We start from the raw sequence: 13,207 nt of genomic DNA, 5'->3' as shown, positions 1-13,207 counted from the left end.
AGATTAGTATATATATTTATAGTATTCATAATATGTATGGGAGATCATTATGACCCGTAAAAAATGGTGTCTCATAGGGGCTGCAATTTTAGGATTATCTGCAGTTAGTGCTAGTGTAAATCCTATAGCTCGGACCTATGTTGCGCCTATGGTTAAAGAACAAGTAAATAATGCCATAAACGGATCTGTGGACTATGATTCTCTTCGTATCAATTGGAATGGCGATGTAGTTCTATCCGATGTGGTGATTAAAGATCGGGATGGTCATTTAGTCGGAACTGCACAAGATGTATCTGTTGGGGTTAAATTATCAGCGTTGCCAAGTATAATTAGTGGTAATACATCAGGGGCAACAGCTATATCGAGTGTTACAGTGGAGTCACCTGATCTTCACATATGGCAATTGGTCGATGGATCTTGGAGTGTAGAAAAGTTAGTAAAACCATCTGATCCGAATAAGTCGGGCAGTTTTGATGGCGATATTACTCTCAATAATGGTCGTGTAGTGCTACGTACTAAAGATGGCATCAAACGTAATGTTGAGAACCTTGATGGTACCGTTGCGCTCAATATGAGTGGTATGTCTAAAGGGGCTTTTACTGCTGATATAGATGGTTCATCTGTTCTTGTAAATGGGAATATAGATATGGACGATGTGTCCAATTTTGACGTATTTGTACAAGCTGATGAAATTGACATGGCAGGTATTATGAGCCTTGTTCCGTTACGCAAAGATTTAGTTGTAACAAAAGGGAAATTACAAGATTTACATCTTAATATTAAAAGTGAAGATGGACAATATGTTATGAGTGGCAATGTAGGCTTTAAAGGCCTATCGGGTACTTATAAACGGGGCAACACGATTTATTCTATTACTGATGGTGAAGGTCGTATTATGTTGAATCACGACCAAATTGTCATTAGTCATAGCTCTTGGCGTATTAATGATCAGGTAGCAAAGCTTAATGGTCTCATTACATTGGGAAAAAAGGAAGAATATTTAAATCTTAGTGTTGTAGCGGATAAAGTGGATTTAGAGGCCATTACCGATGTTGGAATTTCTGGTGTTGTTGGTGGCCGTGCCCATATTGGTGGCACCACTATAGCGCCTCGCGTAGATGCGACAATCGGTGGTGATGGTATTTCTTACAAAGGGTACCATGTGGACCGAGTACAAGGAAATGTAGTATACGATAATGGATTGGTTCGTATCGATGATGCCCAATTGTCTATTGGCGCTGGTAATGCTAAAGTTAAAGGTCAATACGTCGTAGATACAGGTGATTTTGACGCCGTTGCTAATGTTCATGCCTTATCGTTGGATACTTTCACACAAGATATGACTATGCCTATTACGGGAACCATTGATGGAGAAATCCACGTTTTGGGTAAGAATAATCAACTTACAGATCTTGTAGGGGCTGTACAAGGCCATCAGATTGGTGTACGCGGTGTAGTTATTGATTCTGTAAAAGCGGATTTGACCCATAGTGATAATCTTACCAATATAACTATGGTTGGAAATATGGGAACTGGATCCTTTAGTGGATATGGTTCGATTCAAAATGGTCAAGTGGATGCCACGATTTCTGGTAATGCCTTACCGTTGACATCACTTAGTCCTATCATAGGTGAAGATGTAGCTGGCACAGTTAGCACTTCTATTAATGTAAAAGGAGCCTTAGATAACCCTAATGTGACTGGAACTGTATGGGGGCAAGAGGTCCTCTATAAGGGCGCTCATTTTAATGATATTCATGGCGATATTACATTAGATAACCATGTCTTGACGATTACCAATGGTCATATTGGTGACGGTAGTGGCGGTTATGATATTACCGGTTGGTATAATATCAATACTGATGCATTAGATTTAAATGCTAAAGCTCGTGCTGTACGTATTGAAAATTTAATTCGCCCTGTAACTGACATTCCTATTACAGGATGGTTTGAAACCGATAACCATATAACAGGGACTGCGGCTAATCCTATTGTAGAAGGACGAGCTCATTTGTGGGATGGGTCTGCCTATGGCAAGCTTGTAACTAATGCTTTTGCAAAATATAACTATAAAAATGAAAGATTAGAGTTATATCGTTTCGATATTGAAGGCTACGGTGCGACTATTACCGGTGGCGGTACTGTATCAAAAGATGCTATCAATATTGATTTTGAAGGTAAAAAAATTGATATGGGTAGACTACTCATTAATACTGACTACAAGGTAGATGGTTTATTAGACGGTCGTGGCACTATAACAGGTTCTATGGATAACCCTCAGTTTAATGGATATATTTTATCTGATGCTTTATCTATCAATGGCCAGTTATTGACAGATATACATGGTCATGTCTATGCAGATAAATCTGTTGTAAATGTACAAGATTTTTCTTTTGCTGAATCAAATGGTGGACGTTATGTTGCAAAGGGTGGTATGAAGCTTGATGATAGCAAGCAGCTATTTGGTGTTTTAGATGTTACTAATGGTAGTGTTAAGAATTTACTAGCGCTTTTAGAGCGTGAAAATGAGCATCTTGATGGTAAATTAAACGGATCTGTTGAAATTGGTGGTACAAAGGATAATCCAAGTGTTACTGTTAACGGTAAAATTAATGATGTTAGTATTGATGATAAGATTGTAGGCGATGCGACTATCGATGCTAGTTTAGCTAATCGGAAGTTTAAAATTACTACCTTGAAACTACCTGTAGATGAAGGGCTCATTGCCATGGGTGGTACATTGGATCTTGATGGTAAAGCTGATTTACAAGTTGCCTTGAAGGATGTTGATATAGTACCATTCTTGCCACTTATAGGAAAGGATATTCAAGCTACTGGGTGGGTAACCGGCGTTGTGAATGTTACTGGAGAAACCAAAAATCCAAAGGTTGAACTATCTGGTGCGGTAGAATCTGGTTCTTTCAATGGCATTGGTATTGATGAGGGCTTTGCATTAGCGACAATGCAAGATCATGTTATTCAGATTCAACGCATCCAAGGTGCAAAGGGAGGCTATAAACTCAGTGTTTATGGTAAAATCCCATTGGCTGCACTCTATACATCTGGTTATTTAGAAGCTAGTGATGCTAAATCTATGGATGTAACGATTGACTTTAACGAAGCAGACATGGCGGTTATTCCTTTAGTAACAACGCGTGTTAAGGATGCTACAGGTCCGTTGAAAGGGGCTATTAGACTCACTGGGACAATAGATCAACCTGAGGCTTATGGTACTGTTTCTGTACGAAATGGCACAGTGAAGCTTGCTGATGCGTATAGTGAAATTACAAACATTGATGGGGATTTGATATTCTCTGGACAACAAGGGGACTTCCAATCTCGAATTACAATGGGGAAAGGTACTGCAGGTTTAGCTGCTAAGGTAAATTGGTCTGGTCATGAGCTTACAAATTATAAGGCGGCAGTTCAATTAGATGGCTTAGAAATCGGTAGTGAGTATATTAAGGGACCATTAAATGGGGAACTTTATATTGCTGAGCGTGATGGGTTACCTACGTTAATGGGAAATTTAAATCTCGAGAATATTCAATTCAAAATTCCTCTTTCATTACAATCTAGTGAAAGTAATACCAATATGGGGGTTGATGTTACTGTTCACGCTGGCAAGGGAGTGCGCCTATATGATCGTACTTTATATAACATGTTTATTGGTGGGGATGTTCATTTTGGTGGTACATTGCAAAATCCAACTGCTAGTGGTCAGTTTGATGTTAAGACCGGTACGTTTAAGTATTTAAACCATGTGTTTAATATTACTAAGGGGGATGCACACTTTGTAGGTGGCTCTTATTTACCAAATTTACAATTAGAGGCAGAAACTAATGTAGGTAACTATAATATTATGCTTGGTGTAAAAGGTACCGTAGACCATATGGATTTAACCTTGTCGTCTAATCCTAGTCTATCTAGAAAGCAAATTATTTCTATGTTGACCTTTGGTCGTGGTGCGGATTCTAATAGTAGTACACTAACAAACGATGATGTGAATGCGGTTGCTACAGCAGGTCTACAGATGTTTGCTTTTGGCTATGTACAAGATGCATTACAAAATACATTGGGACTAGATCGAATCAATATTACGACGGGTTCCATTGATCCTGATGAACCAACTAATAGAGAAACGGCAGGCAATTATAATATTGAAATTGGCAAGTATATTGTTCCGAAAGTTATGCTTACTTATTCTCAAGGTATTAATAATAAACAAAATAAATATGGTGTGGAGTATTCTGTTAAACGAAATCTCAAGTTCACTGCATGGCATACATCGCAAGGAAACAATTATTTAGGTGGCCGTTGGACAAGAAGCTTCTGAGTTTATGGCTAGAGTGTGCAAATCCCATAGATATGCACATTCTAGTCATATTAATTTCATAAAATTTGCTTAATATAGTACTCATTCCCAGTATTTTATGCTATAATAATAAAGATTTATTAGTCTTTATAAAACAAGATGTAAACTTTTTATGGGGATGAGTTCTAGGAGGAATTTATGTTTAAACCAAAAGCCTATAAAAGTATGCTTGCAGCATCTGTGTTGACTGCTGTCATGGGGACAGGCAGTGTATTTGCTGCAGAGGTACAAGCTGGCTATACTCCAGATTTAAATAACACAACAACGACTAGTGCAGCAACTACTAATGATTCTGCTACTACACAAGCTGTTTACAATGCTGATGCAGCTACACCTGCAACAACACAAGATGAAACTGATGCAGCTATTTTAGCTGCTCGTGGTGATACAACTGTATCTAGTGATGGCACTGTAGTTAAAGGTTCTGATGGAACAGTTACAGTAAATAATGCTGCTTTGAAAACAGATGATAAACAAGTAAAAATGGTGTCTAAAACTACTGGTGGTACTGACCTTGACAAGGCTGCTGAAAATGGCCAAACTCAAGCTGTTACAACTGTAGAGGCTCAATATGTTACATCTGCAAATGCAGAGTCTATTAATCCATATGTAGGTAAATTGATTACTGGTTTATCTATTTCTGGCGTAACAGCTGAACAACAAGCACAATTATTGCCTATCTTAACAGAAAAAATCGGCGATGCTGTATCTGTTGACGGTGTATTTAAAGATGTGACTAATCTTGGTAACACTGGTTATTTCTCTGAAGTAAATCCTGTATTCACTACGGTACCTGAAGGCGTTAAATTGGACTTTGCTGTTACAGTAAATCCAATTACTACAGGTGTAGCTTTTGAAGGTAATACAGTTTATACTTCTGAAGTGTTGACTAAATTCATGGATTTACAACCAGGTCAAGTTCTTAACTCTGTATATGTAGGCCAAAAAGTTCAAGGTATCAACGCAGCATATGCTCGTGATGGCTATATGTTGGCACATGTAGATGGTATTCGTGTAGATGATCAAGGTGTGCTTCATATTCATATCGTAGAAGGTATTGTAGAAGATATCGTTCCTGCTGGTAACAAGAAAACACGCGATAAAGTTATTACTCGCGAATTCGTTCAAAAGAAAGGTAAACCTTTCAATAAATTCTTGGTACGTCGTTCTGTAGAACGCGTATACAACCTTGGCTTCTTTGATGATGTAAATGTTCGTATGTTGCCTGGTGATCAAGATACTAATAATGTAATCATTGAAATCGATGTTTTGGAACATAAAACAGGTACTATTACATTAGGTGCTGGTTACTCCAAATCTGATGGCTTGATGGGTATCATTGAATTTGGTGAAGATAACTTCCGCGGCACTGGTGATAAATTTAAAGTTCACTGGGAAATTGGTGGTAAGAAAAAATATAAAAACTACCAAATCTCTTACTTGAAACCTTGGATCGATAGCAAAGGTACATCCCTTGGTTTCTCCTTCTTCAACCGTGAAGATGAATACACTGATTACAACGAAGATGGTAATGAAGTAGCTGAATATAACAAGAAATCTCGTGGTTTCAATATTTCCTTCGGCCGTCAAACAGGGGAATATACTCGTGATTACTTGACCCTTGAATCTCGTAAAGATTCCTACAAATGGGATGATGACGATAGCTCTGGCTTCCGTTATGATAGAAATGCTGGCAAAGGCCAAAACTGGGACAATGGTTCCTATAACTTTGCAAATGACAAATATGTAGATAAAAACTTTGGTCGTATCAATTCCATTACATGGCAAAAAGTATACGATTCCCGTGATAATATTTATGAACCAACACGTGGCCGTCGTATTTCCTATACAGCACAATGGGCTGGTCATGGTTTAGGTGGCGACTTCGACTTCTATAAATTTACAGCTGAAGCACGTATGTATAAAAAACTAGGCGCTAAGAATGTTTTGGCATTCCGCGCACGTGGTGGTTTTATCCAAGGCGATGCACCTTATAGCCAATTATTTACATTGGGTGGCGCTGATTCCTTACGTGGTTACGAAGATGATCAATTCCGTGGTAAGTATATGTACAATGCTACATTGGAATTCCGATTCCCTATCGTTAAAAAGGTTAGTGGTGTATTGTTCACTGATATCGGTGATGCATGGGATGCACCAAATGTTTCTTGGTACAATAGCAAGAAAACATTCAACTATGGCGTTGGTGCTGGTGTTCGTATTACTACACCTATTGGTCCAGTTAAACTTGATTATGGTGTGGGTAAACATAAAAATAAATTCCACTTCAGCTTCGGCACACAATTCTAATATAGTAAATGTATATGGTGGAGGCCTCTTTTCTAAAGAGGCTTTCACCAATATCTCTATATGGCATTCTTTGATGTAGTAATTTAAGGAAATGAGGGCACTCTATTATGATGCGAATGATGAACAACAAGGCGAATGTGAAGATTTTTTCCATCGTCATTGCTGCTATTTTTATTATTGGTATTGGCGCATTAGCGTATACACAAATGGCTACGCCAAGTGGAAATAGCGGTAATAGTACAATTGGTGTTATCGATACATCTCGTATGATGTCTCAAGATAATCCAATTTATATCTCTGCAGCTCAAGAATATATGAGTTATCAAAGTCAATTACAACAAGAAACACAAGCTAAAATAGATGCAGCACAAGATGATGCTACTAAACAAAAACTTGCTGAAGAAGCTCGTCAAAACCTAGCAAAAAAAGATCAAGAAATTGCTAAATCTGTTCAAGATAAAGCAATGGAAGCCGCAAAAGCAGTTGGCGATGCTAAAGGTCTTAGTGTGGTTATGACTAAAGACACTGTATTATACGGTGGTGTAGATATTACAGATCAAGTTTTGAAAAAATTAGCTAATGATGCAAAAAAATAAAATGTAGTTCTATGTAAGGGAGAACGACAATGAACGGGAAAAAACGATATATTGGATTTGTCATCTTTCTCGTTGTTGCATTATGTGCTATGGTTTGGGCCTATGGATTTGTGACAAATCGTCAGCAGAGTCCTGATGGGGTATCAATAGGTGTTGTACGGATTGACGATGTATTAGAGTTTAATCCCTCTTATGAGGATTATAAACAAGCTAAAAATGAGCTAGATCTTTTGCAACGTCAATATGAAGTTGAACAACAAGCTCTAAATGCTAAGTCAGAGACACAAGAGGAACAGTTGAAATCTCTTGCATTAGATTCAACTTTATCTGATGCACTTACGGTGGAATTGCAAACTCGTATTGCAACAAAAGAAAATGAATTGAATCAGCAATTAAATGCAAAGCGAAATGAACTCACTCAGAAGTATTTAGCCCAGTTAAAAGTTAGTGCTAATGAATATGATCTTGAAATTGTAAATCTTCAATTAGATTTATATGCGTATGATGCTCGTGTATATATTGATGATGCACAAAAACAGGTAGCTATGGCAGAGAAGTCTAAGAAAGAAGAGCGATTAAAGGAACTGTTGGCTAAGAGAAAGCCTTCTAATCTTGATGTAGACTCTATTAAAGCTAAGGTACAAGCTGAGCTAGCACCTATGCAACAAAAAGGTCAAGAAGAACTTAACCAATATGCAGCATCCTTGCAAAAGGAATTAGCTGTAAAGCGGGATACAATGGTACAACAACAAGCACAATCTATCATTGCTAATAATAACTTGCCTGTAGCACAGGATTGGAATGATTCTTGGGCCAAAAAGCTATCGGATAAAGAGGCTGAAGTGAGTGCACTTCATGAGGCCATTTTAGAAGATGTTCGTATGCGCGTAGCAATTATTGCAGAGGAACAACATTTAGATTTAGTCATCATCGATGATGGTGGTAATATTAAGGGACTTGATATTACTGATGCCGTCAAGGCGTCCTATCGAGTTGAATAAGGAGTTATATTATGAATAAACGTATTAAATCTTTAGTATTAGGTGCATCTTTAGTAGCTTCTATGGCTATCTTGGGTGGTTGTGGTTCTAACAATATTGGTTATGTTGATAGCGTGAAAGTAGCAAACAGCACTGAAAAAGGTATTGAAATTACTAAGGAAATTAATGCTAAAAAAGCTGAACTAGATGCCAAAATTGCAGCTGCAGATGAAGCATCTAAACAAAATGTATTTAATCAAGCTAATCAAGAATTAAATGCCTTTGCCAATGCAAAAGCTCAAGAATATCGTCAATATCAAGAACAAAAAGTTGGTGAGCTTGTAAAAGAGAAAAAACTTGATGTTGTTATTGAAAAAGGTGCTATTGTTGGTGGCGGATCTGATGTAACTGAAGATTTGATTACTAAGATGGGTAAAGCTTCTGATGATCAAATTAAAGAAGCTGAAAATGCGGCTAAAGCTCAAGAGCAACAAGATGCTCAACAAAATAATCAACAATCAGGTCAAACTACAGCGGTTAATACTGAAAGCGCACAATAATTAAGGATTATCACAGGGGGAGGAGTTTACCTTGGAAAAAACTTTACAGGAACTCGCAACATTAGTAGGCGGTCATGTTATAGGCGATGGATCTATTGTTATTACAGAAACACGTAGCTTTGATCAAGCCGCAAAACAATCCATAACTTTTGCAGTAGGTGAATATGTTGAACATATTGCATTATGTCAAGCGGGTGCTGTCATCGTTGAATCTGAAGTGAAAGAGGCGCCGATGGCACAAATCGTAGTTGATAATGCAAAAGTAGCATTTGCACAAGTGTTAGAACTCTTCCATCCACCTGTTGTTGTTCCTAGAGAAGTGCATAGCACAGCTATTATTGGCGAAAATGTAACAATTGGACAAAATGTTGCCATTGGTGCTTATTGTGTTATTAATGATAATGCAGTTATTGGTGATAATGTAACCATTCGTCCATATGTTTATATTGGACACAATGTGCGTGTAGGTGAAGGTTCTGACATTTATGCTGGTGCCATTGTTCATGAAAACTGTATTTTAGGCAAACGTGTTGTATTGCGTGCTAAAGCAGTCATTGGTGGCGAAGGATTTGGTTTTGCTACTGAAAACGGTGTGCATACACATATTCCGCAAGTAGGTAATGTTATTCTTGAAGATGATGTTGAAGTTGGTTCTTGTACAACTATTGATAATGCTACAATGGGGTCTACATTAGTTCGTCGTGGCACGAAGATTGACAACCTAGTTCATCTTGGTCATAATGTTGAAATTGGTGAAGATTGCTTTTTGATTGCCCAAGTAGGTATTGCGGGTAGTACTAAATGTGGTAACCATGTTATTTTTGCAGGACAAACAGGTTGTACTGGTCATATTACGATTGGAGATAATGTACAGTTTGCTGGGAAAACTGGTATTACTGGTAACGTACCATCCAACTCTATTATGGCAGGATATCCGATGAGACCGCATAAAGAATGGTTAAAATTGGCTGCTTATGAAAATCGTTTGCCAGATATGGTGAAAACTGTAAAACAATTACAAAAAGAAGTTGACGCTTTGAAAGCACAGCTTAAGGAGAGCTAATAATCCATGTATAGGTTTATGAAAATCTTTAGTGCCTTTATTTGCTTATTACCTAAAGGGTTGCAATATGCTATTGGTACATTGCTTGGTGAAGTTGCGTGGTTAGCGGTACCGCCTAAACGCAAACGCTTAGCGATAGGACAAATTCTATTCTGTAATATTACAGATGATCCTAATGAAGCCCGACGTATTGCGAAAGCTAGTACAACTCGCTTTGGTCGTATGATCATTGATGTACTACGCTATCCAGAAATTAAAGATGGCGAATACAAAGATATGGTGGAGTTTATTAATCGAGAGTATCTAGATGATGCCCTAGAAAATGGTCGAGGTGCTATCTTAGCTGCCGTTCATAGTGGCAATTGGGAACTTCTTGGCGGTGTTCTTGCTTCCGAAGGGTATCCATTGATTTCTGTGGCGATGAAACAGAATGGTGATGCCGATAAGTTTATCAATGAATATCGTCGGATTATGCATCAACATGTAACCTATAAAACTGGTGTACGTGAAATGATTAATGAACTTAAAAAAGGTGCTTTTTTAGGGCTTATTATGGATCAGGATCCAGGTGATGATGGTGTTCTTGTACCTTTCTTTGGCTATGAAACATTAACGGCTGCTGGTCCAGCTGTACTAGCTCGAATGCAAGATGTACCAATCATTTTTGTGACTATACATTATAGTCCATTTTCTGAAAAACATGAGATTGAAGTACACCCGCCAATTTATGTGGAGCGTACAGATGATAAAAAGCGTGATATAGCGGTAACTTCAACTTTACTGAATGAGTTTATTGAAGATTACATTAGGCGATACCCTGAAGATTGGTTTTGGCTTCATAACCGTTGGAAGTGGACTCGTCGTTTCTACGGCGATCAAATTGAAACGCCGCCAGACGTATATCATTAATTAATATAAAGAGATTTTACATATCTATTCGCATGACATTTTTATACATGTCGTATGAATTAGGTTTTGTGAAGTCTCTTTTTATTCTCTCTATATATAATGTAATATTTATAATCAAATTAATATAAGTTTTACAGTGTGAAAAGGCCTTTAACATATTGAATATGTGGTAAATTTCTTGTATCACCTATGCAAATAGGGTATAATACATATTGGTGTATAGTAAACGTGAATTCAGATTATGAAAGGACTTTCTTATGAGTAAGCCACAACAAACAATTAAACAGGCTATTTCATATCAAGGGATTGGCCTTCATAGCGGTGAACCAGTAAATATGGTTTTTAAACCTGCACCTGAAAATACAGGAATTGTGTTTGTCCGCACGGACATTGAAGGCAACCCTTCTGTGCGAGCACACATTGATAATGTGACGAACACTATGCGCGCTACTACATTAGAAAATGGTGAAGCAAAGGTTTTCACTGTAGAACATGTGATGGCTGCGTTCAGTGCTATGAATATTGATAACTGTTATGTCGAGATGGATTCTCCTGAACCTGCTGTAGGTGATGGCAGTAGTGCTGTTTTTGTAGGTCTTATAGAAGAGGCTGGCATTCAAGAACAAACAGAGCCATGTCATGTATATAAAATAACTCGGTCCCATGCTATTTATGATGGGGATCGCTTTGTAGTTATTTTGCCATACGATGGCTATCGCATTACATTTACATCGGTTAACAGTCATCCGTTACTTGGTACGCAACATTGTGATTTTGAAGTTTCACCAGAATACTTTAAAGCGCATATTAGTGCTGCTAGGACTATCGGATTTATGAAAGAATTAGAACAATTACAGGCCATGGGTCTTGCAAAAGGTGGCAGCCTAGATAATGCATTAGTTTATGATGATGAGAAGTGTTTGTCTGTACCTCGCTTTGATGACGAGTTAGTTCGTCATAAGGCATTAGACGTAGTAGGCGACTTATTCTTGTTAGGACGAATCGAAGGTCATGTAATTGCTTTGAAATCGAGTCATGAATTAAATTCAAGATTGGCTCGTAGTATAATGGAAGAAATAAGGGAGACACAGCCATGATTCTTAATCACGAAGACATTTTAGAAATTTTACCTCATCGTTATCCTATGCTTTTAGTAGATCGCATCGTTGAGTTAGAACCTATGAAACGTGCTGTGGGCATAAAAAATGCTACATTCAACGAATTGTTCTTCCAAGGTCATTTCCCTGGTAATCCAGTGATGCCAGGTGTATTGTTGACTGAGGCTATTGCACAAGTCGGCGGTATAGCTTTGCTATATCCTGAAGAAAACCGTGGTCTTACACCTATGTTTACAGGTATTGATAAAGTACGTTTCCGTCATCCTGTAAAACCTGGTGATCAAGTGCGTATGGAAGTGGATATTGTAAAAATCAAAGGTAAAATGGGTAAGGTTGAAGGCCGTGCCTATGTTGGCGATAAATTGTGCGCTAGCGGTGAATACATGTTTGCCCTTGTATAATAATTGAGGAGTGATTGTAGTGATAGTTGTAGGCATGGAAAATGCAGAATCCAACATCCATAGTACAGCCATAGTCCATCCAAATGCTAAATTGGGCAAAGATGTAATCGTAGGTCCTGGCGCTGTAATCGGCGAACACGTCGAAATTGGCGATGGCACACAAATCGGTGCACATGTTGTAATTGGTGGTTGGACAACCATTGGTAAGCGTTGTGAGATTTATCCTAACGCATCTATTGGGTTGGAACCGCAAGATTTAAAATTCAAAGGCGAAAAAAGCTATTGTAATATTGGCGATGAAACGGTTATCCGTGAATTCGTAACTATTAGCCGCGCTACTGGAGAAGGTGAGGAAACACGTGTGGGCAATAATTGCTTGCTTCAAGCATGTACGCATGTGGCTCATAACTGTATCGTTGGCAATAATGTTATTATGAGTAACTGTGCAGGCTTAGCTGGTCACGCTATCGTTGAAGATCGCGTAGTTATTGGTGGCCTTGCAGGTATCCATCAGTTTGTTAAAATTGGTCGAAATGCTATGGTTGGCGGCATGGCTAAGGTGGTTCAAGATATTCCACCATACGTTATTGCTGATGGTCAACCGGCACGTGTTATTGGCCTTAACTCTGTTGGGTTGTCTCGTGCGGGCATTTCAGAAGAAGTACGCCGAGATTTAAAACAAGCATTCCGTATTATTTATCGTTCTGGCTTTAGTTTATCCAAGGCTATTGAAGAAATGGAAATGCAACTTGATTCTTCTGTAGAAATTGAAAATTTATTACGCTTCTTACGCAATGCCGATCGTGGAATTATGCGTACACGTCGCGACTAATTCTAAAGACCTCGTACAACGTACGAGGTCTTTTTATGTAATCCTTGTGTAATCCATAGATAT

10 protein-coding genes are annotated in these 13,207 nt (G+C 38.2%); all 10 read left to right on the top strand.

What is annotated here, in order from left to right; all coding sequences use genetic code 11:
- The first annotated feature begins 49 nt into the window (after positions 1-49).
- The 10 genes from RWP19_RS05045 to lpxA all read left to right on the top strand — a co-directional run bounded on the left by RWP19_RS05045 (position 50) and on the right by lpxA (position 13,144).
- On the top strand, positions 50-4,336 hold the full coding sequence (locus tag RWP19_RS05045; protein ID WP_314356712.1) for a translocation/assembly module TamB domain-containing protein: 4,287 nt from the start codon (positions 50-52) through the stop codon (positions 4,334-4,336).
- A 177-nt stretch (positions 4,337-4,513) separates the two neighbouring features.
- Positions 4,514-6,685 carry a BamA/TamA family outer membrane protein gene (locus RWP19_RS05040; protein WP_314356711.1) on the top strand — a complete coding sequence of 724 codons (2,172 nt, stop codon included), beginning with the start codon at positions 4,514-4,516 and terminating at the stop codon, positions 6,683-6,685.
- Positions 6,686-6,792: 107 nt separating this feature from the next.
- Positions 6,793-7,281 (top strand): OmpH family outer membrane protein, encoded by a 489-nt coding sequence (locus RWP19_RS05035; protein WP_105086180.1) that lies wholly within the window; start codon positions 6,793-6,795, stop codon positions 7,279-7,281.
- A 29-nt stretch (positions 7,282-7,310) separates the two neighbouring features.
- Entirely contained in the window at positions 7,311-8,282 is a 972-nt protein-coding gene (locus RWP19_RS05030) for a hypothetical protein (RefSeq protein ID WP_295207235.1), read from the top strand.
- Between the two features lie 11 nt (positions 8,283-8,293).
- Positions 8,294-8,821, top strand: a complete 528-nt coding sequence (locus RWP19_RS05025) for a hypothetical protein (protein WP_295207232.1) — start codon at positions 8,294-8,296, stop codon at positions 8,819-8,821.
- A 31-nt stretch (positions 8,822-8,852) separates the two neighbouring features.
- A complete protein-coding gene (lpxD, locus tag RWP19_RS05020) occupies positions 8,853-9,884 on the top strand; it encodes a UDP-3-O-(3-hydroxymyristoyl)glucosamine N-acyltransferase (protein WP_314356710.1) in 1,032 nt (343 codons plus the stop codon).
- A 6-nt stretch (positions 9,885-9,890) separates the two neighbouring features.
- Positions 9,891-10,793 (top strand): lysophospholipid acyltransferase family protein, encoded by a 903-nt coding sequence (locus tag RWP19_RS05015; RefSeq protein WP_314356709.1) that lies wholly within the window; start codon positions 9,891-9,893, stop codon positions 10,791-10,793.
- A 257-nt stretch (positions 10,794-11,050) separates the two neighbouring features.
- A complete protein-coding gene (gene lpxC / locus RWP19_RS05010) occupies positions 11,051-11,890 on the top strand; it encodes a UDP-3-O-acyl-N-acetylglucosamine deacetylase (protein ID WP_314356708.1) in 840 nt (279 codons plus the stop codon).
- Positions 11,887-12,312 carry a 3-hydroxyacyl-ACP dehydratase FabZ gene (gene fabZ, locus RWP19_RS05005; RefSeq protein ID WP_004695477.1) on the top strand — a complete coding sequence of 142 codons (426 nt, stop codon included), beginning with the start codon at positions 11,887-11,889 and terminating at the stop codon, positions 12,310-12,312. The genes lpxC and fabZ overlap by 4 nt, the downstream gene beginning before the upstream one ends.
- A 19-nt stretch (positions 12,313-12,331) precedes the next feature.
- Positions 12,332-13,144, top strand: coding sequence for an acyl-ACP--UDP-N-acetylglucosamine O-acyltransferase (lpxA, locus tag RWP19_RS05000; RefSeq protein WP_174683260.1), 813 nt, complete (start codon positions 12,332-12,334; stop codon positions 13,142-13,144).
- Positions 13,145-13,207 lie beyond the last annotated feature (63 nt).

This window comes from uncultured Veillonella sp. (assembly GCF_963522475.1).
Lineage (GTDB): Bacteria > Bacillota > Negativicutes > Veillonellales > Veillonellaceae > Veillonella.
The sequence above is the reverse complement of the archived record's forward strand: the minus strand, read 5'-3'. Positions and strand labels throughout refer to the sequence as shown.